We start from the raw sequence: 26,029 nt of genomic DNA, 5'->3' as shown, positions 1-26,029 counted from the left end.
AGTGGCAGATGGGCATCCGCCTTGCATCGTACACCAGCCTTCTTTAGACTACCCGCGCCATCTCTCTCTGGGATCTCATCCATGTCTTATCAGTGCCCCCTGTGCTTCCAACCGCTTGATTTCGCAAATCAACAGTGGCGTTGCGAAAATAACCATCAATTCGACCGTGCCAAAGAAGGGTACGTCAACTTAATGCCGGTGCAACACAAGCGTTCTAAACAGCCGGGTGACAGTGCCGAGATGATGCAGGCCCGCCGCGCATTTCTTGACGGCGGCTACTACCAGCCGTTGCAACAGCGGGTGGCTGAACTGTTAGCCAGCACTTTGCCTATTGAGCCACAGGCACTGCTGGATATTGGTTGTGGTGAAGGCTATTACACGGCCGCCGTGGCGGCACGCTTGTCTCAGGAGCGGACCGTAGCGGTGTATGGCCTGGATGTTGCCAAGGTGGCTATCCGCTCGGCAGCCAAACGCTACCCGGCGGTCTCTTTCTGCGTGGCTTCCAGCCATCGCCTGCCGTTTGCTGACGCGTCGCTCGATGCTGTGTTACGTATCTATGCCCCCTGTAAAGCCGAGGAGTTGGCGCGGGTCGTCAAGCCGGGTGGGGTGGTGGTGACAGTGTCACCGGGGCCGCGTCACCTTTATCAGCTAAAACAGCAGGTTTATCAGGAGGTTCAATTGCATGCGGAGCATGATGAGCAGCTTGAGGGCTTCAGCTGTGAATTGGCCGAGTCACTGGCTTATCCGATGGCGCTGCCGGGTGAGCAGGCTGCCAATCTGTTGCAGATGACGCCGTTTGCCTGGCGCGCTTCGCCGGAGGTGCAGCAAGGTTTGCTAGACATGGCCACGTTTACCTGCGAGACGGATTTCGCCATCCGCTTGTACCGTCGGATTACCCCTCACCCCAACCCTTATGTCTTGATCTTCTCCGCCTTAGCGGAGAAGATCCCCGACTGATCATCGGGAGATAGCCGGTGAGCTCCCCCTAACCCTAGTGCCTATGAGCCCGTGGGAGAGATTGTGCCCCGGCTGTCTATTTCCCTGTCGCCTTGTAGACCGAACGGTATCCTGTGCCTATGAGCACCTACATATAAGGATGGTCCGGCGATAAATTTCAGACATGGTTATGGAGTGCCATAATGCGTAGAACCCCTGTCGGCGTTGATATCGCTAAACACAAATTTGATGTCGCCGTACTGCTGGACAATCAGAAGTATAAAACCAAAAAGTTTGCCAATACCCCTTCTGGATGCCGCGAGTTCGCAGCCTGGTTGAGCCGCTTTGGCGACTGTCATGTCTGTATGGAAGCCACCGGGAGCTACAGCACGGAACTGGCCACTTATCTGGCAGACAACAACTACCACGTCAGTCTGATGAACCCGGCGTGTATCCATTCCTTCGGCAATACAGAACTGGCCCGGAACAAAACGGACAAAAGCGATGCAGCGATGATAGCCCGCTACTGCGCACTGCATCAGCCTGCCCCGTGGTTCCCAGCCCCGTTGAGCGAGCGCCAGTTGACCGCGTTGGTCAGGCATCTTAAGAACCTGGAAGAGATGCGTCAGATGGAAGAAAATCGCCTGGAGGTGGCCGAAGCAGTCATCGTCCCTTCACTCAATGAGCACATCGCCACGTTGGATGAACTGATACGAGAAACGAAAAAGAAAATCAGTCAGCACATCGATGATAACCCTGACCTGAAACGGGACAGCGAGTTGCTAAAAAGTATCCCTGGAGTGGGAGAGATGCTGAGCTCCAGCCTGCTGGCCTTCGCAGGAAACCTGCGTCGGTTCACCAGCAGCAAGGCCCTGGTAGCGTACGCAGGACTGAATCCGCAGCGATGTGAGTCGGGGATGTTTAAAGGGAAAAGCCGGTTATCGAAAGTGGGGCACGGTGAGCTGCGAAGTGCGTTATACATGCCCGCGGTAGTGGCAGGCCAATACAATGTTGTGGTTAAAGACTTAACAGAAAGGCTGAAGTTGCGTGGGAAGTCGGGCAAAGAAAGAGTGTGTGCGGCGATGCGAAAGTTGCTGCAACTGGCCTATGGTGTGGTGAAATCAGGAAAGACATTTAATGCGGAAATACCGCTTGCCGGATAGCCGACAAGACGGTATCTCTCCCACAGGGAGAGGGAGCTGACCAGAGTAGGTAATTGGCCCGTGTAGTTTCGGAAACTAGGGTGTAAAAGCAAGAAAGTTGGGATATTACGCAGAAAGATCAACGAACTCGGTCGGTTCCCTCTCCTTGGGGAGAGGGTTAGGGTGAGGGAGTCTTCTTCTCTGCCAAGGATTAAGCCAGGTAGCCCAAGTGCTCCAGCAGGATATTAAAGCCAATCCCGATCAACACCACGCCGCCAAGAATTTCTGCGCGCTTGCCCAGCAGCGGGCCGATAAACCGGCCAACCATCATCCCCAGCGTCGCCATGATCATGGTCGCCATACCTATCGCCATCGCGGTATGCAGGATATTAACCTGTAGGAATGCCAGACCCACACCGATTGCCATCGCATCCAGACTGGTGGCGATGGCCGTAGCAACCAGCACCCAGAAACCATGACGATTGACTTTCTCTTCTTCCGGCTTGTTTTTCACCCCTTCAACGATCATGCGTGCGCCAAGGATAAACAGCAGGCTAAAGGCGACCCAGTGGTCCCATTCCATGATGTATTGGCTGGCAAACAGCCCGATACCCCAGCCGATAAGCGGGGTAATGGCTTCAATGATGCCAAAGATCAGACCGGTACGGATAGCTTCGCGAAAACGCGGTTGATGCAGAGTGGCACCTTTGCCGATCGACGCGGCAAACGCGTCCATAGACATGCCAAAAGCCAGGATAAGAGTTGCGGAAAGGTTCATTGAAATAGTCTCGGCCGGGTGGCTCCATATACACGTAACCCACCCCCAACCATACGACGGAGTTACGTGCCTATGGTCTCGCCAACCTACCTGGCTGCCCGCACCACGTTTCGCTGACGAAACGAGTATGTTGATACGGGCGTTTCTGGTTAAAACTCCCCCAGAAACCGGCTACTCCCCAATGACGGCGCAACCATACCATAATATTTTTGCTGCGGACAACGTTTAATTTCACCGGGGTATTGGGTGAAATTGAGACTTATTTTCATTAGCGGGCTTGGTGAGAGTAATAATGGCGATAGTTGCATCAATGGTGTGGAAAAAATAAGCAGGAAAAATACCAGCCATGCTGATTAATTATCCACAAAAACACTGTTAATTAATCAGGATGGGGTGAGGTGGATTTAACTCATTTATTTTCAAGGAAAAAATGATAGATTTTTTCCAGGTCATCCAGATGCGTAACCTGGATTAATAACCGGCGCTGTTCTAAGTCGATAACCAGAATGCCGTCTTCGGATAAATTCATGGCTTTGATGCGTCGATAGTCAATAAACGCATTTGCATAGAAGAAGCCCGTAGTTTTAAACAACATTTTGGGCTTGCGGATATAGGAGATATATACCGCCATCAACGCCAGGGAAATTAGCAGGTAGGTAGTTATCGGCGCTCCCTGCTCGACCAGGTTGCGGTAGATCAGGATGGCGATCAGACCGACGAAGATCAGGCAGTCCAGGCGGTTACCCCGCTTGAGCTGCACCTTTAACAGCGTTTTTCCTTTCAGAAGGTTCATGCCGAACTCGTCATACAGCGCATACGCCAGCATCAGCAGAATAAAAATCAGTATTACGCTATCGGTCAGCGACATCTCACCACTCCATAAATAAAAAAACCGGGGGTTGCCCCCCGGCTATCAATTGCTATTACAGACCTAACAGACCAATCCAGTAACCGAAGATACCGATGGCGAAGAAGCCGATAATGATCCACAGCGCGTTGACCTTCTTGCGCAGTAGCCACATACAGCCGAAGGTCAGCAGTAGCGGTACCAAGCCAGGCATCAACTGATCAAGGATGGTTTGTACCGTGGTGACGTGGGTTTGCCCGGTCTGGTCGGTAATTTTTGACACCACCAGCGGGATATTCACGTGCGTCCACTTGTTAACCAGAGCCCCCATGACAAACAGGCCGAGGATGGACGCCCCTTCCGTCAGTTTTTGCAGGAAACCACCGCCCATATCGCTAACGATATCGACCCCTTTTTGATAACCGTAGGCGACACCGTAGTAACGAACCAACAGGCGTACCAGGTTAAACAGTACGAAGAACAACAGCGGGCCGAGCAGGCTGCCACTCATGGCAATACCGGCACCCAATGCGGCAAATACCGGGCGAACGGTACCCCAGAATATCGGGTCACCGACGCCGGCCAGTGGCCCCATCAGACCTACTTTGATGCCGTTGATGGCCGCATCGTCGATCGGTGCGCCGTTGGCACGCTGTTCTTCCATCGCCATGGTAACGCCAAGTATTGGCGCTGCGACGAACGGTTGCGTATTGAAGAACTCAAGATGGCGTTTGATTGCCTGCTTGCGTTCGTCGTTGTTGTCCGGATACAGGCGACGGATCACCGGCACCATGGAGAAACAAAAACCTAGCGCCTGCATACGTTCGAAGTTCCATGAACCCTGGAACAGGTTGGAGCGTACGAATACGCCTCGAATATCGGCAGGTGTCAGTTTCTTTTGAGTCGTTGTATCAACCATTTCTTTCACCTATTCCTAGTCCAATTCGTTATCGAGGTCGTTGGCACCGGCAGGGTTGGCCTGAACCACCTGAGACTTGTTGTATTTAGGGCTGAGCTGGATGTAGAGCACCGCCATCACCACACCGATCACACCGAGTGCGACCAGGTTAAAGTTGGTGAAGGCTGCGGTAACAAAGCCCAGGTAGAAGAATGGCATCAGATAGCCGGCACGCATCATGTTGATGACCATCGCGTAACCAACTACCACGATCATGCCACCGGCGATATTCAGACCGCCTGTGACCACTTCCGGAATTGAGTTAAGCAGGGCGTGGACGCCAGCTGTACCGACAGAGACCGCCACGATCACCGCAGGAATAGCGACACGCATTGCCTGTACCAACAGGGCCGCGATGTGGATCACGGTAATACCGTTCAGGTTACCCCGTTCTGCCGCTTTGTCCGCCGCATGCTGGAAGGCCACGGTGATGGTACGCACGATAATGGTCAGTACCTGGCCTGCTGCTGCCAGTGGGATCGCCAGGGCGATACCGGCACCGATGTTTTGCCCACCGGCGATAACCAGAATGGTGGAAATAATCGATGCTAACGCCGCATCGGGTGCAACCGCAGCCCCGATGTTCATCCAACCCAGTGCGATCATCTCCAGCGTACCGCCGATGATGATACCGGTTTTGATGTCACCGAGAACGAAGCCAATCAGCGTACAGGCCACTAACGGGCGGTGGAATTGAAACTCATCCAGGACGGAACCCATCCCGGCGATACAGGCAACGATAAATATCAGTACAATCTGAAGAGTGGTGATCTCCATTGCACTTCTCCTATATGACCAAACAGCTCTGAGTAAAAAAATTAACGACGTTGCCGTTAATTGAGTTTGTTAATCAGGTCCATCATTTTTAGCTGACTGTCGGAAGAGACCTTACGGACTTCAAGTTCAATCCCGCGTTCGTTTAACTTCTTAAACGCCTCGATGTCTTTCTCATCGACGGACACCGCGTTATTCACCTGGGTTTTGCCCTGGCGGAACGCCATACCACCGATATTCACCGATTTGATATCCACCCCTTCCTCTACCAGACGCCAAACGTCGGTTGGATTGGTGAACAGCAGCATTACGCGCTCACCCGCATATTTCGGGTTGTTCCAGACGCGGATCGCCTTTGCCACGTCAACAACGTGAGCGGTAACGCCTGGAGGAGCAACCTGAGTCAGCAAGGTTTTACGGACGTGGTCGGCGGCTACTTCATCACTGACTACGATGATGCGGCTGACGTTGGTCTCTTTGGTCCAGCGGGTAGCAACCTGGCCGTGGATCAGACGATCGTCGATACGTGCCAGACAGATTTTCATATGGTCATTGGGGCCGAGAGGCGCTTGGGGCGCAGCGGCTTTTGGAGCAGGGGCACTTTGTGGCGCGACGGGCTTAACACTCTCTTCCACCGGTTTCTTCAGCGCTTTCACGCCTTCACGGCCGGTTTCCAACGCCAGCGCGACCAGTTCGTCAAAGCTTGGGTTGTCATCACGGGCCATGAATGTTTCCACCAGCATGGGAATGTTAACCCCGGTGATAACCTCATAGTGTGGTTTGTCTACTGCGATGCGGCTGGCCGCGTTAAACGGGCTGCCGCCCCAGGTATCAACCAGAAACAGGACGCCATCGCTGGTATCGAGTTCACTGATTTTCCCATTATATTTCTCAATTAACGTTTCAGCATTTTCACCGGGAACGAAATCTATGTAGGCGACGTTGGCTTGCTCACCCAATAGCATTTCTGCTGTTTTCAGCAGTTGTTCCGCTGCAGTCCCGTGTGTGCCGATGATAATAGCTATTGCCACTCGCTACCTCCTCGTTGAACTTAAGGCACGGATCGTGTCTTGACTCATCACCATCCTGGCAGTCACTTCCGCGGTTCAGATACGTTGGTTCAAATACATTATGGTAGAAAAAAAGAAACTCACACTTAACATTTATCACGCAGTTTCAAAAACCTGTGGCCGTTAATTCCTGTTAACGACATTTATTTTAGTGCGTGAAAAAATAAATTTTGTGACATTGCTCTGCTATTAGTGGATCGATTAAGCCGAATAGTTGGTTTGCGGAATTAAACAGCAAAGCTGTTACAAAATGAGACGTAAACTGAACAAAGCCACTTTTCTGGCGAAAAGTTTCCTGTTAGAGTGCATTCTTCTTTCATAACCAAGGAGTGAAGGGCCTCAGCCCTCCCTATGGACTGTCACCGAAGTTACTGTTTTACAAGGTTTCACCCGCCACCTGTTGGCGCCACAACGTTCGCTCGGCCTTATGGCTGCTTCCTGTTAGTGCCATCCTGTTTTCTCTCTGTCATCGCCAACGCCACGTCTGCGTTTGCTTCCCTACGTCTGAGCACAGCTCTGCCAACCTGTCTTTCTTCTGGAGTCTGATATGGAAATATTAATGGACCCCTCGATTTGGGCCGGGTTATTGACCCTGGTGGTCTTGGAAATCGTGCTGGGTATCGACAACCTGGTATTCATCGCCATTCTGGCCGACAAACTACCGCCCAAGCAGCGTGATAAAGCGCGCATTATCGGTCTTTCATTAGCCTTGGTGATGCGTCTTGGGTTGCTGTCGGTGATTTCATGGATGGTGACGCTGACCAAACCGCTGTTCAGCGTGGGGGAGTTCGCTTTCTCTGGCCGCGACCTGATCCTGCTGTTTGGTGGGGTATTCCTGTTGTTCAAAGCCACGATGGAGCTGCATGAACGGCTGGAGGGCAGCACCCATCAGGAAGGTGCCAACCGTGGCTACGCCAAATTCTGGGCGGTGGTGGTGCAGATTGTCATCCTTGATGCGGTGTTCTCGCTCGACGCGGTGATCACGGCGGTGGGGATGGTCAACGATCTGCCGGTCATGATGGCAGCAGTAGTGATTGCGATGGCGGTGATGTTGCTGGCCTCGAAACCTTTGACCAACTTCGTGAACGCCCATCCGACCATCGTGGTGCTCTGTTTGAGCTTCCTGCTGATGATCGGCCTGAGCCTGATTGCCGAAGGCCTTGGCGTACACATTCCGAAAGGCTATCTGTATGCGGCGATTGGTTTCTCGATCCTGATCGAGATGTTTAACCAGATTGCACGGCGCAACTTCATCAAGCACGAGTCACGTCGCCCGATGCGCGAACGCACGGCTGAAGCGATTATGCGCCTGATGGGGCAACAGCGTACCCAGCAGCAGGTGGATGAAGACAGCCTGCATAAGGTGAAAGAAACCTTTGCGCAGGAGGAACGCTATATGATCAGCGGCGTGCTGACGTTGGCTTCCCGTACCTTGCGCAGCGTCATGACGCCGCGCACCGAGATTTCGTGGGTAGATTGCGAACGCTCCCGCGACGAGGTGCGCGAACAGTTGCTGGATACCCCGCATAGCCTGTTCCCGGTTTGCCGCTATGAGCTGGACGAGTTTATCGGCGTAGTGCGAGCCAAGGATCTGCTGGTCGCGTTGGATCAGGGGGTGGATATCGCCGAGTTTGCCGCACGTACTCCACCGATTGTGGTGCCGGAAACCATGGACGTGATCAAGCTGCTGGCGGTATTGCGCCGGGCCAAGGGCCGTCTGGTGATGGTGACCAATGAGTTTGGCGTGGTGCAGGGGCTGGTCACGCCGTTAGACGTGCTGGAAGCGATTGCCGGTGAGTTCCCGGATGAAGATGAAACGCCGGATATTATCGAGGATGGCGACCGTTGGCTGGTGAAAGGCGGAGCGGATCTCCACTCGTTGGAGCAGGCGTTGGACTGTGACGATCTGGTTAGCCCCACCGAGGATTACGCCTCGCTGGCGGGCTTCCTGCTCTCATATTCTGGCCAGATGCCAACGGTGGGCGACGTGGTCGAACTTCACGACCTGCGCTTTGAAATCCTTGAGATCTCGGATTATCGCATCGAGCTGGTCAGTATCACCAAGGTGAAACCGCTGCACGAACAAGACGAGTAAGTGTTCAGGCCGGGGGTATCTCCCGGCCACAGTTTGCCGCGTTGCTGGTCCATTGGCTAACGTACATAGCGAGCCGGTTGAATTGTATCAGCCGTCTCGCTTTTCTTTTGTTTGCGGCTTTTTATGCAGCGCGCGTTGGCGGGTTTCATACTGCTGCAGCCACAGCGGGAACACGTTGATCGGCATCGGCTTGGCAAAATAATATCCCTGTAAGGCATTTACTCCCTGTGAACGTAGATACTCAGCCTGTTCCTCTGTCTCAACCCCTTCGGCCACCAGTTTTAATTTCAGGCGCTGTGCCAACGTTATGATGGTATCGGTCACGGTGGCATTGACTGCGTCAGTACCAATGGCGGCGGTAAAGCCACGATCGATCTTCAACACGTCCGGGCTGAGCTTTTTCAGGTAACTGAGCGAGCTGTGGCCGGTACCGAAGTCGTCTATCGCCAGCATGATGCCCATCTCTTTGAGCGTTTTAATCTGCTCATACTGAATTTCTGACAGGGCGGTTCGCTCTGTCAGTTCCAGCATCAATGAAGGCATCGGATGGGCGGGCAGCCAAATCCGGCGGATGTCATCGATAATGCTGACGGTATTGAAATGCTCAGCGGCGACGTTGATGCTGATATAGAAAGAGGGGCGGGGGGGGAACAGGTTGAGATTTTCTACCACCGTGGTCATCAGATAACGCGTGAGGGGAATGATCAGGGCGTGCTGTTCGGCCAGCGGAATAAACACGTCTGGCGAAATCCAGCCTTGTCGTTTGTTTTTCCAGCGCATCAAGGTTTCAACACCGACGCAGCGCCCATTATCGCTGTTGATAATCGGCTGGCAATAAACGCGAAATTCGCGATGCGAAATGGCGTGGCCAATGTGGTAAGACAGGCTCATGCGGTTGGCGGTGATCAGATAGACCACGTAGGCCGCCAGCAGGCTCAGCATCAGCGCCAGAGGAAAATGGCGGGGTAGTGCGGCCAGCGCCAGAGTTCGGGCATCAGGTCCAAACAGGGAGATGGAAAAAGGATATTTGGCGGATTTTGCAGTGTATTGCAGGCCGTCTGCATTGGCATCGCTCAGGGTAATTTCCTGTTGACCATATTCCAGCCTGTAGGCACCCACGTTCAGGGCTACGCGGTGAGCGTAAGGCTCTTGTGGTTCCAGCAGGAAATTGGACAATAGATCGATATTGAAAACGTTCAACACTCCGCTGGTACTTTGGTTGGGCAACGGAGTCCATAGCACCAGCGTTGGCGTTCCTTTTGCCACCATGAGGGAGGGGCGCAGTGCCAGCTGCATGCCGCCTTGGGTCATGGTCGGGAAAATGGAGGTAAACACATAGTGGCGCTGACCAAACAGGCTGGAGCAATAAATCGTACCATCCTTGACTAGCAGCAACGAGCGCAGCGCCTGATTCTGTGCGGCACGAAAGCGTAACGTTGGCATCACCGAATCGCAGGGTTGCCCGATTAGCGACATGGTGCTGAGAGCCTGTTGCTCTGCGGGCAGCAGCAACGCATTGAGTTTGGTGATCACTCGGCTGGCCAGGACGCGCTGGTTCTGCTCGGTATTACGGATTTCCTGATAGTAGCGGGTATAAAGCGAAATCAACAAAATAGCCAACCCAACCGCGCCGGCGAGAAGCCAACGGTAATAGCGGTATTTCGATGCGGCAAGTTGGGTCATCAACATCCGGTAAGTCCTTGTTCAGTCTAGCTGCCTGACGCCACTTCCAGGCGCAATTCAGTAATACTATGCTTGGCTAATTCTAGCCTGTTCGCATGGAAAATTGATGGTAACTCAACAAATTATTTCGGTTCGTGCAATCAAAGGGGAAATTTTGGGGTTAACCGGCGGATGGGCGAGGTGGTCAGGTTAGCAGTATTGCTGAATTTGTACGGGGCAACGAGGTTTTTCCCCAGCTAATCTATTGATTCTCTGAGTGTGCGCAGCACGCGGTTGCGTAGCCAGTTCAGGCTTTTTCAGCCGTTCCCCCTCGCCGGTGATGACGAGGGGGGACAGACTTAATCAGTCACACTGAACCTTGATCGCCAGACCGCCACGGGAGGTCTCACGATACTTGGCGTTCATGTCTTTACCGGTTTCGTACATGGTTTCGATCACCTTATCCAGCGACACACGCGGCTCGCTGGTGCGGCGCAATGCCATACGCGCCGAGTTGATCGCCTTCACCGAGGCAATGGCATTGCGCTCGATGCAAGGGACCTGTACCTGACCGGCAACGGGATCGCAGGTCAAGCCCAGGTTATGCTCCATGCCGATTTCGGCGGCGATGCAAACCTGCTCAGGGCTGCCGCCAAGCAACTCGGCCAGGCCCGCAGCGGCCATTGAACAGGCTACACCAACTTCGCCCTGGCAGCCCACTTCGGCACCGGAAATTGAGGCGTTCATTTTATACAGCGTGCCAATCGCACCGGATGCCATAAAGTAACGGACATAGGTTTCCGGGCTGACGGACTCGATGAAATGATCGTAGTAAGCCAGCACCGCAGGGACGATCCCGCAGGCTCCGTTGGTTGGGGCGGTCACCACGCGGCCACCGGCGGCGTTCTCTTCGTTCACCGCCAGCGCAAACATGTTGACCCAGTCGATCACGTTCATTGGGTCGCTGGACAGTTTGTCTGAGGAAACCAACAAGCGGCGCAGGGCGGAGGCGCGGCGTGGAACCCGCAGAGGACCAGGCAGTACGCCTTCGGTGTTCAGACCACGATCGATACAGGCGCGCATGGTTTGCCAAACGTTACCGAAATAGGCTTCGATCTCCTGCTTGTTATGCAGTGCCAGTTCGTTTTGCATGACCATCCCGGAGAGGGACAGACCGGTGGCGTTGCAGTGGGCCAACATTTCACTTGCCGAGTGGAACGGATAGGGAACCGAGATTTCATTACTTTCGGCTTTGCCGAAATGTTCTTCGTCAACGATAAACCCGCCACCGATGGAGTAATAAGTTTTGCTGTAAATCTGCTTGTCGCCAGCAAAGGCATGGATCTGCATGGCGTTTTCGTGCAGCGGCATATTGTCGCTACGGAATACCATGCCGCCGTCGCGGGGGAAATCGACTTCGTGCAGGCCGTTGGCCAGCATCAGGCGTTGACGTTGCTCAATATCGCGAATAAAGCCTGGAATGCCATCGATATCGACGGTATCAGGCATATTGCCCGCCAGGCCGAGAATGATGGCGATATCGGTATGGTGACCTTTACCGGTCAATGAGAGTGAGCCGTAAACATCGACGGCAACACGCGTGACGGAAGGCATCAAGCCTTCGTTTACCAGATCGTCGACAAACTGTTTGCCGGCTTTCATCGGTCCAACCGTATGAGAGCTGGACGGGCCGATGCCGATCTTAAACATGTCGAAAACGCTAATCACGCTAAAACTCCTTAAAGAGGCATATTGTTATGGCTGCTGCGGTTAAAAACCGCGCAGGGAACGGCGATAGTGTAAAAGGGCCGTACGGGTTTTGCGGCCCTTTTCGCATGAAATAAAGTAATCCTTGGTATTGCTGTTAACGCCTTAAAACGCTGCCGGGGTAATCCTTATAATATTAGTGGTTTATTCCGGTCGTGGCTATTTTACAGGTATTTCGTAAGGTTGAAGAGAGAGTTTACAGTTTTTTTAAAACATCGATAGCGGTAACGGTAGTTGATAAAACAGACTGCTGGAGTGATAGCGATCGCTTTATACTCAAAACGACAGGTAATCCCGGCTTTAACGTGACGTATGTCTCAAAAAATGCCAGATTCAAATGCTGACTTGCTGTGCCAGGCGGCGAATAATTGCGGCCGTCAGACCCCAGACGAATTGGCTCTGATACCAGGAAAGATAGACTCGATGTGCGTGGCCGCCACGATGAATGTCCAGTGGATAATAGCGTGAGAGCCGCAGCGCTTCTTGCAGCGGGATTTCGAACACCTCGGCGACCTCATCTTCGTTGGCATGAAACGCCACATCTGCCGGGATCAGGCCCACCACTGGTGTCACCTGAAAACCGGTGCTGCTGTCGAGCGGGGCCAACTGGCCGAGGATGTGCACCCGCTGCGGCGGGATCGCCACTTCTTCCTGCGCTTCACGCAGTGCGGTAACGATGGGAGAACCGTCTTCAGCATCGGTTTTACCGCCGGGGAAGGCCACTTGACCCGCGTGTTTACGCAGTGAATCGGCGCGGCGGGTGAGCAACAGGGTCGGTTCTGGCCGACAAACGATCGGGATCAGCACGGCGGCTGGGCGCGAGTTGTGGGAGATCTGCATCGCCTGCGGCTGTTGCAGCTGAAAGCGGCTGATAAAATCGGCCAATGAGGCCGGATAGTCCTGATGGCTCACGAAACGGTAAACTCCCCCAGCTGTGGCAAGATACGGCCTACCTTATCAAAGGTTTCCTGATACTCCGCCTGTTCCTGACTATCTGCAACGATGCCACCACCTGCAGAACAGCTGATGCGCCCGTTTTCGGCAATCAGGGTGCGGATGGTGATATTGGTGTCCATGGTACCGCAAACGCTGAGATAGCCAATGCTGCCACAATAGGCATTACGACGCTGCGGCTCCAACTCTTCGATGATTTCCATTGCTCGCACTTTGGGCGCGCCGGTAATCGATCCGCCGGGAAAACAGGCGCGCAACAGCTCGCTAGCCGAGCGGTTAGCGGGCAGGGTGGCCGTAATGGTACTGACCAGATGATGTACCGCCGGGAACGGCTCAACCACGAACAGTTCCGGCACCTTGACGCTGCCAGGATTTGCCACACGGCCAATGTCATTACGCAGCAGATCGACAATCATCAGATTTTCGGCCCGGTCCTTGGGGGAATTGGCCAACTTTTGTGCCTGTTCTGCATCCAGCGCGGCATCGGCAAGGCGGGGTAGTGTGCCTTTGATGGGCCTGGTCTGGATCTGCCGATCGGCCAACCACAGGAAACGTTCTGGTGAAACGCTCAACACCGCGTTGGCGGGCAGGCGCAGGAACGCGGAGAACGGTGCACGGTTGCTGGCGCTTAGCTGCTGGAATGCCTGCCATTCGTCCCCTTGGTACGGGGCGGAAAAACGCTGAGCCAAATTGATCTGATAGCAATCGCCACTGCGCAGATAGCTCTGGATCCGCCGGAATTTTTCGCCATATTGTTGGCGCGTCATATTGGCCTGCCAGTTGCCGGTCAGTGCGAAGGGGGGCTGTGGCACAACCCGCTGCTGGTTAAGCCATTGCCAGCGCTGTTCTACATCCCCATAGCTGAGCAGGGTCAGTTTTTGCTGATGATGATCGGCGATCAGGGCCCAGTCATAAATACCCACCGCCATATCCGGCAGCTTGATATCGGCCTGTGCCAACTGCGGCAATGCTTCGATACGTCGCCCCAAATCATAGCCAAATAGCCCCAGCGCTCCCCCTTGAAAGGGCAGTTCGCCGTTCAGTGGCGGATGCAGGTTGAGAGCATCTAGCTGTTGCTGCAACAGCACAAAGGGATCTTCCGGTGAGTGACTGCGAGTCTCTCCCTGCTGGATCTCGGTGCTGGCACCGCAAGTCGTCAGCGTGGTGCGCGGTTCTGCCACCAGAATGTCAAACCGGTTATGCGGGTGCTCGGCAAAGCCTGAATGCAGCAGCATAGCCCAAGGCCGTTGTGCCAATGGAGCGAACAGCGTTAATACGGCTTCGCGCGTATAGGGTAACGATTTAAGGTTTGGGGCGGTGACATTCATAGGATCAATCAACCTGACTCACGTAAACAGCGGTGTTGGCAGCCATTCTGCCACATTACGCCATAGGGTGCTGCTTACAGATTAGCCGCATGAAAAGTAAACCATGCGTAAATGGAGCATTTTTGCCACGTCTGCCATATTATAACATGTAAAAATCCCGCCTATATTCACCGGAATAAATTTCCGCGATGGATGTTCTAATAAGTAAAAATAAATTCAAAATTATCTTTTTCACCCGAAAATCATTCTGCAGGTGAGGCAGCAATGTCATTAAAATTAAGCGTTATTGTTCCTTTGCATAATGTAGGGGAGCTATTTATTCCTTTCTTGAATTCATTGCTGGCGCAAGATGAGCAGCAGTTGGAGGTGATCATCGTTAACGATGGTTCCACCGACGGCTCAGGAGACGTCGCGCACCGCTACGCTGCGCAGTATCAGCATATCAAGGTCATCGACCAGCCCAATTCTGGGGTTTCCAATGCCCGCAATGCTGGGCTGGCCGTGGCCCGTGGCAAATATGTTGCCTTCCCCGATGCCGATGACTTATTGGATCCAAAAATATATTCAACGCTGCTTACAGTAGCCGAAGAACATCAATTAGACGTGATGCAATGTAACGGCGAACGCTATTTTGCAAGCAATGGTGATTTGCAACTCATTATTCCTGTTTCGCGCTTGAAAGATACGGCGGTTATTTCTGGCGCGCAGTGGTTGGAAATGGCGTTGAAATCAAGACGCTTTATTCATGTGGTGTGGTTAGCCGTGTATCGCCTGGATTTTATCAAGCAGCACCAACTTTATTTCGAACCTGGTTTACACCACCAGGATATCCCGTGGACCACCGAGGTAATGTTCAATGCTCAACGAGTGAAATACCTGAGCAAACCGCTATATCGCCAACGGGTACACGACCGCTCGATCAGCAACCGTCGGCGTACCGGGCAGGCGAACGTCGAGTACCAGCGCCACTATATGAAAATCGTCGAGATGCTGGTGGCGCTGAATCAGCGTTACAGCAGCAAGGTCCCGATTTGTGCGGCCTTCCACTGGCAAATCGCGCGTGAAGCGCTGGGGATTTGCCATAGTATTCGCCGTGAGCCCGAATTGCAGGCACAACAACAGATTGCTGAAGATTTCTACCGGCGTGGCATTCAGCGGATGATGATCGACAATATGCGAGGTATCAAGCAGACCTGGCATGTGTTGCTGTGGCTGCATCGCTTAAAACAGTGGCGCATTGATAACGCGACCCCCTTGCGGGCCAGCGAATAACAGGTGTAGGGATCTGCGTCGTTAGCGCGTATAATTCACGCCTATTTTACCGGGGAGAAATACATGCTTGCAGGTATGCCGTCACTGAGTCACCAAGAACAGCAGGAAGCTGCTGAACGTATCCATCTGCTGATGGGGCAGGGCATGAGCAGCGGAGAGGCCATCGCGACTGTGGCGCAAGAAATCCGCGAAAAACATCAGGGCGATCAGGTTAGCGTGATGTTCGACGATGAAGAAGAAGAACAGCAGCAGGAAGAACCGACCGAGTATCTGGACGAAGATAGCGAAGACGACGAAAACTACTGACGTTAGCGGGGTCGGCGTCCCGAACCCCCAACCGGTTTACCCTTGCACCGTCACCGCAGCAGCAGCCTGTTTGGCCAGCTCTACTGCTTGCTCTACTTCTGGCGCAACGGCCAGTGCAACGCCCATCCGGCGTTTGCCATCGATGTTCGGTTTACCGAATAACCGCACCTGATTATAACCATTCAGTGCCGTCTCCAACCCGCTGAAGCGCACGTTGTCGCTGCTTAGCTCCGGCAGGATCACCGCAGAGGCGGCGGGCCCGAACTGGCGTATCGCGTTAATCGGCAGCCCAAGGAAAGCGCGCACGTGCAGCGCAAACTCGGACAGATCCTGCGAAATCAGCGTAACCATGCCGGTGTCGTGCGGGCGTGGAGAGACCTCACTGAAAATCACCTCATCACCGCAGACGAACAGCTCTACGCCGAACAGGCCAAATCCACCCAGTGCGTTAACCACCTTGGCGGCGATCCCCTGAGCACGGCTTAATGCCAGCTCAGACATCCGCTGCGGCTGCCAGGACTCGCGGTAGTCCCCATCTTCCTGACGGTGGCCGATCGGCTCACAGAAATGTACGCCATCGACGGCGTTGATGGTCAGCAGAGTGATCTCGAAATCAAATTTGACCAGCCCTTCAACAATGACCCTGCCTCCGCCAGCGCGCCCACCGAGCTGTGCGTAATCCCAGGCGGCGCCCAGTTGCTGCTCTTCACGGATCAGGCTTTGCCCTTTGCCGGATGAGCTCATCACTGGCTTGACGATGCACGGGTAACCGATTTCGGCCACCGCTTGGCGGAAGCTTTGCTCGTTATCGGCAAAGCGGTAGCTGGAGGTTGGCAGCTCCAGCGTTTCAGCGGCCAGACGGCGAATACCTTCACGGTTCATGGTCAGACGAGTGGCTTCTGCGCAGGGGACGACATTATGGCCCTGTTGCTCCAACTCAACCAGCATGCTGGTAGCGATAGCCTCTATTTCCGGCACGATAAAATCGGGGCGTTCCTGTTCGATCAACGCTTTTAGCGCCGCGCCATCCAGCATGTTGATGACGTGGCTGCGGTGTGCCACATGCATGGCTGGGGCATCGGCATAACGGTCAACGGCAATCACTTCCAAGCCTAAACGCTGGCATTCGATGGCCACTTCTTTGCCCAGCTCGCCTGAGCCGAGTAGCATAACGCGGGTGGCGGCAGGACGCAGGGCGGTTCCAATAGTTAACATAGTCTGATACCTGGATCTGAATGAATTCACGGGTCTGACACGGAGCGCGCAGTATATACGAAAACGATTGCGTACGACCAGCGGTGCATAATAACCGCTTTTTTTAACGCCGAAATCCGGAAACCCCACCAACTCTGTTATCATCTGCGCCTGATCCGGTGCCAGCCAAGCGCAGCGCCGCCTTTCCACTTGCTATATAAGAGTTATTGCCGTGAGCACAGTTTCTTTTTCTTCCCTGCCGCTGCCAGCTGAACAGTTGGCCAACCTCAACGAACTGGGGTATGCCGAAATGACGCCGGTACAGGCCGCAGCATTGCCTGCCATCCTGAACGGGCAGGACGTACGTGCCAAAGCGAAAACCGGTAGCGGTAAGACGGCGGCATTTGGCATCGGCCTGCTGGATAAAATCAACGTTGCCAAAGTGGCAACCCAAGCGCTTATTCTGTGCCCGACGCGTGAGCTGGCCGACCAGGTGAGCAAAGAGCTGCGTCGCTTGGCCCGCTTTACCCAGAACATCAAGATACTGACCCTGTGTGGTGGCCAGCCGGTGGGGCCACAGCTCGACTCCCTGGTGCATGCGCCGCACATTGTGGTGGGTACGCCGGGCCGTGTGCAGGAGCATCTGCGCAAGAAAACCCTGGTGCTGGACGAGATGACCGTGCTGGTGCTGGATGAGGCCGACCGCATGTTGGACATGGGCTTTGCCGATGATATCGATGATGTGATCAGCTACACGCCGCCACAGCGCCAGACCCTGCTGTTTTCTGCCACCTATCCGGCGGGCATTGAACGTATTAGCGCCCGTGTGCAACGCCAGCCACTGAATGTGGAGGTTGAAGATGGCGATGAGCAAGCCTCTATCGAACAACGTTTCTATGAAACCACTCGCGATCAACGTCCTGCGGTGCTGGTGAGCGCCATCCGCCATTATCAGCCTGCGTCCTGCGTGGTGTTCTGTAACACCAAGCGTGATTGCCAGAGTGTGTATGAAGCGCTGGAAGCCCGTGGTATCAGTTGTATGGCGCTGCATGGCGATCTTGAACAACGCGATCGTGACCAGGTGCTGGTTCGCTTTGCCAACCGTAGTTGCCGTGTATTGGTGGCGACCGACGTGGCCGCGCGTGGCTTGGATATCAAAGAATTGGAGCTGGTGGTCAACTACGAGTTGTCGTTTGACCCTGAGGTTCACGTCCACCGCATTGGCCGTACTGGCCGTGCCGGTCTGAGCGGGCTGGCAATCAGCCTGTGTACGCCGCAGGAAATGGTGCGTGTTCATGCTCTCGAAGAGTATCTGTCCATGCGCGCAAAATGGTCGCCAGTGTCTGAGCTGAGCGGGGCGTCTAACGCGCCGCTGGAAGCGGAAATGGTCACCCTTTGCATAGACGGTGGCCGCAAGGCAAAAATCCGCCCTGGCGATATTCTTGGGGCGTTGACCGGTGACGCCGGGCTAACGGCGGCAGAAGTCGGCAAGATCGACATGTTCCCGGTGCATGCCTATGTGGCTATCCGTAAGGCCAGCGCCCGTAAGGCACTGCAACAGCTTCAGCAAGGTAAGATCAAAGGCAAGAGCTGCAAAGTGCGGCTGTTGAAATAATAAACGGCAGGGCGCTTGCAGCCCTGCCCGAAATCACTCTATACTGTATAAAAATACAGTATCATAACCTTTGAGGAAGATGCTCATGGCTGTTGAAGTGAAATATGTAGTAGTGAGAAACGGTGAGGAAAAAATGACTTTCGCAAACAAGAAAGAAGCCGATGCCTACGACAAAATGTTGGATCTGGCCGATAGCCTCGGTGAATGGTTGCAGCAAGCGCCAGTCTCGCTGGAAGAAGAACAGCGTGAAGGGTTGAGCTTCTTCCTGGCGGAACACAAAGATGTGCTGGCGCAGATCCTGCGTGGTGGTGCCCCGCAAGAAGCCGCCAAAAAACCAGCCAAAACCAAAGGTGAGAAACCTGCCGCCGCTCCGGAAGAAGGCGCTGCGTCAGAAGAGCAGCAGGCCGCCTAAGCAGTGGTACAGCAACATGATGATAACCAAGGATCCAGCATGTCCCGTGAGATAACCTTCTTCAGCCGTTTTGAGCAAGATATTCTGGCCGGGCGCAAAACCATCACCATTCGGGATGCCAGCGAAGCTGACTTCCAGCCGAACGAGGTGCTGCGCGTCAGCCGTAACGAAGACGGCGTATTTTTCTGTTATATCGAGGTAAAGTCGGTAACGCCGGTGCGCCTGGATGAGCTAACGCGTGAACATGCGCAGCAGGAGAATATGACGCTCAGCGAACTCAAGCAGGTGATCCAGGATATCTACCCAGGGCTGGATGAGCTGTTTGTCATCGCGTTTACCAAGCGCTGATGCGGTACGCCATCTCACATTGCGATGAGATGCTGACAAACCTAACCGGTTCACTGCGTAGGGGCGCTGCATGCTGCGCCCATTTACTTACGTGGCTTGTTAACCTTGTGAAATTCGTGTCATTCTTGCCTTAATCAAAGTAAGCGGATGATTTAGCAATGATGACACCTCCCAAGGCAGAAAAACGTCCTTATCCCATCACTATCCATGGCGACACGCGTGTGGATGACTACTACTGGCTGCGCGATGACGAACGTACCGATCCTCAGGTATTGGAGTATTTGCGGGCCGAAAATGCCTACACCGACGCTCAGCTAAAGCCGCAACAGGCGCTGCGTGAAACTCTGTATCAGGAGATGGTCGCGCGCATCCCACAGCAGGAACATTCCGTACCTTACGTCAGGCGTGGTTTCCGCTATCAGACCCGCTATGAGCAGGGTAATGAATATGCACTGTATGTGCGCCAGCCTGCAGCGGCTACCGAGCTTTGGGACACCTTGCTCGATGGCAACCAGCGTGCGGAAGGGCACGAATTCTATACGCTGGGCGGGTTGGATGTCAGCCCGGACAACCAGCGCCTGGCCGTGGCGGAGGACTTCCTGTCACGCCGCCAATACGATATCCGTTTCAAGGACCTACGCGACGATAGCTGGGCCGATGAGGTGCTGGAAAACACCTCTGGCAACTTCGAGTGGGCGAATGACTCCGCCACCGTCTACTACGTGCGTAAACACGCCAAGACATTGCTGCCGTATCAGGTCTATCGCCACGTGGTGGGTAGCGATCCGCAGCAGGACGTGCTGATCTATGAGGAACAGGATGACACTTTCTACGTCAGCCTGGAAAAAACCACCTCCGAGCGCTTTATTCTGATCCACCTCAGCAGCACCACCACCTCGGAGATCCTGCTGCTGGATGCGAACAGTGCAGACAGCAAGCCGCAGATGTTCGCGCCGCGCCGCAAAGATCACGAATATGCCATCGATCACTACCGTGAGCATTTCTACATTCGTTCTAACAGAAACGGCAAGAACTTTGGCCTGTATCAGAGCGAGCAGGCTGAGGAAAGCCAATGGCAGGAACTGATTGCCCCGCGCACCGATGTCATGCTCGAAGGGTTCAGCCTGTTCCGTGACTGGCTGGTGGTGGAGGAGCGCATCGCCGGGCTGACCCAGCTGCGCCAAATCCACTGGCAGAGCGGTGAAGACAAGCGCATCGCTTTTGACGATCCGACCTATGTCACATGGCTGGCCTACAATCCAGACCCGGAAACCGAGCTGCTGCGTTACGGCTATTCCTCCATGACCACGCCAACTACGCTGTATGAGCTGAATCTGGACAGCGGCGAGCGGGAGTTGCTCAAGCAGCAGGAAGTGAAAAACTTCACGGCGGAAGATTACCGTAGCGAGCGCGTGTGGGTGAAAGCCCGTGACGGCGTTGAGGTACCGGTATCTTTGGTTTACCGTGCTGACCGCTTCGCACATGGGACGAACCCGCTGATGGTCTATGCCTACGGCTCCTATGGCAGCAGCATGGATCCTGCATTCAGTGCCAGCCGCCTCAGCCTGCTGGATCGCGGTTTTGTCTTCGCGCTGGCGCATATTCGCGGCGGTGCCGAGCTGGGGCAGCTCTGGTATGAAGACGGCAAGCTGTTCAACAAGCAAAATACCTTTAACGACTTTATCGACGTCACCAAGGCGCTGGTAGAGCAGGGCTATGGCGATGCTGACCGGGTGTTCGCGATGGGGGGCAGTGCCGGTGGCTTGCTGATGGGCGCGGTAGTCAACCAGGCTCCTGAGCTGTTCAATGGCGTAGTGGCTCAGGTGCCGTTTGTGGACGTCGTCACCACCATGTTGGATGAGTCCATCCCGCTCACCACCGGTGAATATGACGAGTGGGGCAACCCAAACGACAAGGCGTATTACGATTACATCTTGCAGTACAGCCCTTACGACCAGGTGAAAGCGCAGGATTATCCGCATATGCTGGTCACCACCGGGCTGCATGATTCACAGGTGCAATATTGGGAGCCTGCCAAGTGGGTAGCGAAACTGCGTGAGTTGAAAACCGACGATCGCCAACTGCTGCTGTATACCGATATGGATGCCGGCCACGGCGGCAAGTCTGGGCGCTTTAAGGCTTACGAAGATATTGCGCTGGAATATGCGTTTATTCTGGCGCTGGCGGAATAAATCATCGCGGGCAGGAGACTGCCCGCCTGATTAACCCAACAGATAGTATTTCAACGTGTGTTTCATATCCGGGCTGAGATCGTCGATGGATTTCAGCATCCAACGCAGATAGCCAGGATCGTCCAGCGCAACCTGCTCAATAGATTGCCCACGATATTTGCCGAACTTGAATTTTTTCAACAATACCGGCTGCTCGGTGATTTCCAGCATCTGTTCTGGCGTCCAACCGGAGTCTTGCACAATGCGTTGCAGCAGTGCGGCGGTGACGTAGCAGTCGTACAGTGCGCGGTGTGGATAAAGCGCGGTATCCTGCGGCAGTTGTACATCCAGATTCAGCGCATAGCGCAGGTATTGATTACCATATTTAATGTCTGGGTACAGCGTACGTGCCAGCTTGAGGGTACAAATCCAGGCACCGTTCATTTCCGGCAGCATGGCACGATCAAAGGCGGCGTTGTGCGCAACATAATATTGGCTGCCCTGATAACGCCCAATGGCGACGGCGATACGCGGCTTGCCCTCAACCATCTGCTCGGTGATGTGGTGAATGGCCATGGCGTCCAGGCCGATAGGCCGGTCTGGGCTGATCAGGTCGCTCATCGGATTAGTGATTTGCCCGTCGATCACGTCAACGGAAGCGACTTCCACTACGCCGCCGTCTAGCCCACAGGTTTCAGTATCGATTACACGTAACATCATGATGTTCCCAGCTAAAGTCTACTGCCTAGCTTAACGATATGGGGTTGCGATGCCAACCTGTCTTTTCGCAGGCAACAAAAAACCCGCCTCGGCGGGTTTAACTACGGTCAGAAACTGATTTACTCACCAGATGTAGACGCCTGTCCTTTTTTGGAACGTTTCTCCGCTTTTTTCTCGGCTGGGGTTTTCAACGGCTTCTTCTTCGCATTTTTCTTGCTGTCCATTCCCTTACTCATGATGGCCTCTTGGTTAACCTATGGTTGGGTGGCTTGCCGGACCATTAACCCCCTAGCGACCATCATATGCAAGCAGCAAAGGGTATGGAAACGTCAACGCCTTGTTTATCCAATGATTATTTATTATTAACCTTTATGTGTTAAAAATGTTATAATGTAACAAACTTATGTACACGGAGTGTGCCATGACAGTCATGACATTATTAAGCGAGCAACAACTGCTGGCGATGCCAGAATCTGATTACATGAATACGGAGCAGCGGGCGTTTTTCCGCCAACGCCTATTGGACGAGCAACAAAAACTCTGGCAGCACATCGACGTGCTGAAACGTGATATCGACAGCGGCGATATCAGTGGTGACGAAGCGGATAAAGCCGCGCGCGAAGAAGATCTGCGCCTGCTGTTCCGCCAATTGGATCGGGAAACCCGCCTGTTACCCAAGATGGCCGCCGCCCTGCAGCGCCTGGAAACCGGTGATTTCGGTTATTGCCTTGAAACGGGTGAGCCTATCGGCCTGCCACGCCTGTTATTGCGCCCCACGGCAGAGCTGAGTATTGAAGCCAAAACCGCACAAGAAATGCGCGAACCCCATATGCGTAAAAGCAAGTCGACTTCATTTTAAGCAAACGCGCACTAACATGTTGGTATAGGTGGAGGTTTTCGCGTTTTACCGTTGACCTGATGAGCGGCTTCGGCTTTGATGAAGGTATCACTCACAGAGAGACGTACGCGCCATGGAACAATTACGAGGTTTGTACCCGCCATTATCCGCCTATGACAGCGGTTGGCTGGATACTGGAGATGGGCACCGGATCTACTGGGAGCTGAGCGGCAATCCAAACGGTAAGCCTGCGGTCTTTATCCACGGTGGGCCTGGCGGTGGTAGCGCACCTTATCATCGCCAGCTGTTCGACCCGCAACGCTATAAGGTTTTGTTGTTCGATCAGCGCGGCTGTGGCCGTTCCAAACCGCATGCCAGCCTGGACAATAACACCACCTGGCATCTGGTCGACGATCTCGAAAGACTGCGTGTCATGGCCGGAGTGGACCAGTGGCTGGTCTTTGGTGGCTCCTGGGGTTCCACGCTGGCGTTGGCCTATGCACAGACGCATCCGCAACGCGTCAGTGAGATGGTGCTGCGGGGGATCTTCACGCTGCGTAAGCAGGAACTGAGTTGGTATTATCAAGACGGCGCTTCCCGCTTCTTTCCGGATAAATGGGAGCGGGTGCTGTCTATCCTTTCGGAGGAAGAGCGCAAGGACGTGATTGCTGCCTACCGTCAACGCCTGACGTCACCGGATCTGCAAGTGCAGCTTGAGGCTGCCAAACTGTGGAGCGTGTGGGAAGGGGAAACGGTAACGCTATTGCCAAGCGGTGCTTCCGCCTCCTTTGGCGAAGATGATTTCGCGCTGGCCTTTGCTCGTATTGAGAACCACTACTTTAGCCATCAGGGCTTTCTCGACAGCGATGACCAACTGCTGAGCAACGTCCCGCTGATCCGTCATATTCCTGCAGTGATCGTCCATGGCCGTTACGATATGGCCTGCCAGGTGCAAAACGCCTGGGATCTGGCCAAGGCTTGGCCTGAGGCTGAACTGCATATTGTCGAAGGGGCAGGGCACTCCACGGATGAACCGGGTATTTTGCACCAGCTGATGCTGGCTACCGACCGTTTTGCTGGCCCCTCACCCCAACCCTCTCCCATAGGGAGAGGGAGCTGTTAGTCCCTGCTCATTTGGAGGTAAATCGGTAACTTTAGCAAATCGGTCGCCTCCTCTGCTGGCTACCGACCGTTTTGCACAACCCTTTCCCACTGGGAGAGGGAGACGTTATTGGAGGTAAATCGGTAACTTTAGCAAAATCGATCGCCTCCTGACCCAAGGTGAGTCGCGAGAAATTGTAAACACACTCGATCGGTCCCCCATTTGGAGGTAAATCGGTAACTTTAGCAAAATCGATCGCCCCCTGATCCAAGGTGAGTCGCGAGAAATTTTAAACACACTCGATCGGTTCCCTCTCCCTGTGGGAGAGGGTTAGGGTGAGGGGTCATTACTTCATTTTAGGCTCGTAAGGCAGGCGAGAGAATTTGTGTGATTCGACGCGATAGTGCATCACACGCTCGCGGAAGTAGTCCTGCAGATGCTTTGGCTGCTCACGTTCCACCATCTCAGGGATCACCGGCATATTGTAGCGTTCCTTGTATGCCACTCCAGACGCGGCCAGATCAACGTTCACCTTGTCCATTTCGTCTTTGGAAAGTTCTGCCAGATTGTAACCCATGGGATCCTCCTTCTTGTGTGTAACGGCAACTCAGCGCAGAAGGTAATCTACCGTGCCGCGCTTGGCAAGTTTCTCAAGCCTACATATCCCTGTATCTTCAGACTCTGAGTATAGAGTCATTACAAAAAGCAGGGTGATATAATGTTTAAGCCTAATGACGTTGGTTTATTTTGTTAAATAAGAATGATTCGTCTTCCTGCAAATATAAAGATGAAAATGATTATCATAATAATTTAATGTTAAATTGAGTTTTTTATAATGCATTGAATTTATGGGTAAATTCACTTTTAAATAAATGAATGTAAATCAAGTGTTTTTATTTTGTGTTAATCAAGGCATAATGCGATCAATTAAGTTTATGACCTGCAAAAATAATAGGGATCCTCATGCTAACGCAAGCAATGACCACGAAACTGAATGAGCAACTGAATCTGGAATTCTATTCCGCCAATTTGTATTTGCAAATGAGCGCCTGGTGCAGTGATAAAGGCTTCGAAGGGGCTGCCGCATTCCTCAAAGAACATTCACGCGAAGAGATGCAGCATATGCAGCGTCTGTTCGATTACCTCAGTGATACCGGGGCATTGCCACTGATTGGCAGCATTTCTGCACCCCCGGTAGAGTTTGAATCACTGGCGGACGTTTTCCAGCAGACTTACGAGCATGAGCAACTGATCACTCGTCAAATCAATGAGCTGGCGCACGTGGCTATGACTACACAAGACTACTCAACCTTCAACTTCCTGCAATGGTACGTTGCCGAACAGCACGAGGAAGAGAAGCTGTTCAAATCCGTTCTGGACAAGTTGGCGCTGGTAGGCAACAGCGGCAAGGCACTGTTCTTCATTGATAAAGATCTGAAGAGAATGGGTGCTGAGGCAGTAAGCGGTAACGGTCAGGCCTGATAACCCGCTTTTGTCATCAATCTGAAAACCGCGTACTTTTCACCGTACGCGGTTTTTTTTTGCCCTGCGTTTATCGAACTGCTATAGCGATACGTGCTGCCAGATCGCAAAATATCAGTGATGTGCTCGACTTGCCGATTCACCGTCGTTATGATTTAACGCGATACGCTACCGGGAGGTAGAGAGTTATAACAGTGAGTTACCCACTCCTTCTGCTGTTTACCCGTGGCGCAATCACAGTGGTGGGTTGAGGCTGCG

Annotated in this window: 24 protein-coding genes and 1 riboswitch; of the genes, 12 read left to right on the top strand and 12 right to left on the bottom strand. The window is 53.7% G+C overall.

What is annotated here, in order from left to right:
* The first annotated feature begins 81 nt into the window (after positions 1-81).
* Together rlmA and KGP17_RS15660 are read left to right on the top strand one after the other, a co-directional pair.
* Positions 82-957: a 23S rRNA (guanine(745)-N(1))-methyltransferase gene (rlmA, locus tag KGP17_RS15665; RefSeq protein WP_223497911.1), complete on the top strand. Its 876-nt coding sequence runs from the start codon at positions 82-84 to the stop codon at positions 955-957.
* Positions 958-1,139: 182 nt separating this feature from the next.
* On the top strand, positions 1,140-2,099 hold the full coding sequence (locus tag KGP17_RS15660) for an IS110 family transposase (RefSeq protein ID WP_059199085.1): 960 nt from the start codon (positions 1,140-1,142) through the stop codon (positions 2,097-2,099).
* Between the two features lie 190 nt (positions 2,100-2,289).
* On the opposite strand, the gene mntP is transcribed toward KGP17_RS15660, so the two are convergent.
* From mntP to manX, 5 genes are all read right to left on the bottom strand, one after another.
* On the bottom strand, positions 2,290-2,856 hold the full coding sequence (mntP, locus tag KGP17_RS15655) for a manganese efflux pump MntP (RefSeq protein ID WP_024487163.1): 567 nt from the start codon (positions 2,854-2,856) through the stop codon (positions 2,290-2,292).
* 12 nt (positions 2,857-2,868) lie between these two features.
* Positions 2,869-3,048, bottom strand: a riboswitch (yybP-ykoY riboswitch).
* A 217-nt stretch (positions 3,049-3,265) separates the two neighbouring features.
* Entirely contained in the window at positions 3,266-3,724 is a 459-nt protein-coding gene (locus tag KGP17_RS15650; protein ID WP_021806775.1) for a DUF986 family protein, read from the bottom strand.
* Positions 3,725-3,779: 55 nt separating this feature from the next.
* Positions 3,780-4,622 carry a PTS mannose transporter subunit IID gene (locus KGP17_RS15645; RefSeq protein WP_037376029.1) on the bottom strand — a complete coding sequence of 281 codons (843 nt, stop codon included), beginning with the start codon at positions 4,620-4,622 and terminating at the stop codon, positions 3,780-3,782.
* Positions 4,623-4,637: 15 nt separating this feature from the next.
* Positions 4,638-5,438, bottom strand: coding sequence for a PTS mannose/fructose/sorbose transporter subunit IIC (locus tag KGP17_RS15640; protein ID WP_021181036.1), 801 nt, complete (start codon positions 5,436-5,438; stop codon positions 4,638-4,640).
* A gap of 56 nt (positions 5,439-5,494) precedes the next feature.
* Entirely contained in the window at positions 5,495-6,466 is a 972-nt protein-coding gene (gene manX / locus KGP17_RS15635) for a PTS mannose transporter subunit IIAB (protein ID WP_021806774.1), read from the bottom strand.
* A 586-nt stretch (positions 6,467-7,052) separates the two neighbouring features.
* Here manX and KGP17_RS15630 point away from each other — a divergent pair.
* On the top strand, positions 7,053-8,600 hold the full coding sequence (locus KGP17_RS15630; RefSeq protein ID WP_021806773.1) for a transporter associated domain-containing protein: 1,548 nt from the start codon (positions 7,053-7,055) through the stop codon (positions 8,598-8,600).
* An 87-nt stretch (positions 8,601-8,687) separates the two neighbouring features.
* Here KGP17_RS15630 and KGP17_RS15625 read toward each other — a convergent pair whose 3' ends face one another.
* The 4 genes from KGP17_RS15625 to pabB form a co-directional block, all read right to left on the bottom strand.
* A complete protein-coding gene (locus tag KGP17_RS15625; RefSeq protein ID WP_223497910.1) occupies positions 8,688-10,289 on the bottom strand; it encodes an EAL domain-containing protein in 1,602 nt (533 codons plus the stop codon).
* Positions 10,290-10,625: 336 nt separating this feature from the next.
* Positions 10,626-11,990 (bottom strand): L-serine ammonia-lyase, encoded by a 1,365-nt coding sequence (gene sdaA, locus KGP17_RS15620; protein WP_223497909.1) that lies wholly within the window; start codon positions 11,988-11,990, stop codon positions 10,626-10,628.
* Positions 11,991-12,362: 372 nt separating this feature from the next.
* Positions 12,363-12,941 carry a CoA pyrophosphatase gene (locus tag KGP17_RS15615; protein ID WP_021181041.1) on the bottom strand — a complete coding sequence of 193 codons (579 nt, stop codon included), beginning with the start codon at positions 12,939-12,941 and terminating at the stop codon, positions 12,363-12,365.
* Positions 12,938-14,311 carry an aminodeoxychorismate synthase component 1 gene (gene pabB / locus KGP17_RS15610; RefSeq protein ID WP_223497908.1) on the bottom strand — a complete coding sequence of 458 codons (1,374 nt, stop codon included), beginning with the start codon at positions 14,309-14,311 and terminating at the stop codon, positions 12,938-12,940. The genes KGP17_RS15615 and pabB overlap by 4 nt, the downstream gene beginning before the upstream one ends.
* Positions 14,312-14,575: 264 nt before the next feature.
* Here pabB and KGP17_RS15605 point away from each other — a divergent pair, with 264 nt between their 5' ends.
* Complete coding sequence (locus KGP17_RS15605) at positions 14,576-15,583, top strand: glycosyltransferase (RefSeq protein WP_218519227.1); 1,008 nt, start codon at positions 14,576-14,578, stop codon at positions 15,581-15,583.
* 63 nt (positions 15,584-15,646) lie between these two features.
* Entirely contained in the window at positions 15,647-15,889 is a 243-nt protein-coding gene (locus KGP17_RS15600) for a YoaH family protein (RefSeq protein ID WP_021806766.1), read from the top strand.
* A gap of 36 nt (positions 15,890-15,925) precedes the next feature.
* Here the strand turns inward: KGP17_RS15600 and purT are convergent, their stop codons facing one another.
* Positions 15,926-17,104 (bottom strand): formate-dependent phosphoribosylglycinamide formyltransferase, encoded by a 1,179-nt coding sequence (gene purT, locus KGP17_RS15595; protein ID WP_115158058.1) that lies wholly within the window; start codon positions 17,102-17,104, stop codon positions 15,926-15,928.
* A gap of 211 nt (positions 17,105-17,315) precedes the next feature.
* Between purT and dbpA the strand changes: the two genes are divergently transcribed.
* From dbpA to KGP17_RS15575, 4 genes are all read left to right on the top strand, one after another.
* Entirely contained in the window at positions 17,316-18,698 is a 1,383-nt protein-coding gene (gene dbpA / locus KGP17_RS15590) for an ATP-dependent RNA helicase DbpA (RefSeq protein ID WP_021181046.1), read from the top strand.
* An 85-nt stretch (positions 18,699-18,783) separates the two neighbouring features.
* Positions 18,784-19,110, top strand: coding sequence for a YebG family protein (locus KGP17_RS15585; RefSeq protein WP_021181047.1), 327 nt, complete (start codon positions 18,784-18,786; stop codon positions 19,108-19,110).
* 39 nt (positions 19,111-19,149) lie between these two features.
* On the top strand, positions 19,150-19,458 hold the full coding sequence (gene yqfB, locus KGP17_RS15580) for a N(4)-acetylcytidine aminohydrolase (protein WP_021806763.1): 309 nt from the start codon (positions 19,150-19,152) through the stop codon (positions 19,456-19,458).
* A 158-nt stretch (positions 19,459-19,616) separates the two neighbouring features.
* Positions 19,617-21,650, top strand: a complete 2,034-nt coding sequence (locus tag KGP17_RS15575) for a S9 family peptidase (RefSeq protein WP_223497907.1) — start codon at positions 19,617-19,619, stop codon at positions 21,648-21,650.
* A gap of 30 nt (positions 21,651-21,680) precedes the next feature.
* Here the strand turns inward: KGP17_RS15575 and exoX are convergent, their stop codons facing one another.
* Positions 21,681-22,349: an exodeoxyribonuclease X gene (gene exoX, locus KGP17_RS15570; protein WP_021806761.1), complete on the bottom strand. Its 669-nt coding sequence runs from the start codon at positions 22,347-22,349 to the stop codon at positions 21,681-21,683.
* 421 nt (positions 22,350-22,770) lie between these two features.
* Between exoX and KGP17_RS15565 the strand changes: the two genes are divergently transcribed.
* Together KGP17_RS15565 and pip are read left to right on the top strand one after the other, a co-directional pair.
* On the top strand, positions 22,771-23,208 hold the full coding sequence (locus KGP17_RS15565) for a TraR/DksA C4-type zinc finger protein (protein ID WP_021806760.1): 438 nt from the start codon (positions 22,771-22,773) through the stop codon (positions 23,206-23,208).
* Positions 23,209-23,320: 112 nt separating this feature from the next.
* On the top strand, positions 23,321-24,310 hold the full coding sequence (gene pip, locus KGP17_RS15560) for a prolyl aminopeptidase (RefSeq protein ID WP_121607109.1): 990 nt from the start codon (positions 23,321-23,323) through the stop codon (positions 24,308-24,310).
* 325 nt (positions 24,311-24,635) lie between these two features.
* Here the strand turns inward: pip and KGP17_RS15555 are convergent, their stop codons facing one another.
* Positions 24,636-24,866, bottom strand: coding sequence for a DNA polymerase III subunit theta (locus KGP17_RS15555; RefSeq protein ID WP_209526777.1), 231 nt, complete (start codon positions 24,864-24,866; stop codon positions 24,636-24,638).
* A 386-nt stretch (positions 24,867-25,252) separates the two neighbouring features.
* On the opposite strand from KGP17_RS15555, the gene ftnA reads away from it, so the two are divergent.
* Positions 25,253-25,771: a non-heme ferritin gene (ftnA, locus tag KGP17_RS15550; protein ID WP_021806759.1), complete on the top strand. Its 519-nt coding sequence runs from the start codon at positions 25,253-25,255 to the stop codon at positions 25,769-25,771.
* Positions 25,772-26,029: the final 258 nt, after the last annotated feature.

This window comes from Serratia sp. JSRIV001 (genome assembly GCF_019968745.1).
Taxonomy (GTDB): Bacteria; Pseudomonadota; Gammaproteobacteria; order Enterobacterales; family Enterobacteriaceae; genus Chania; species Chania fonticola_B.
This window is presented reverse-complemented; position numbering and strand designations above follow the sequence as displayed.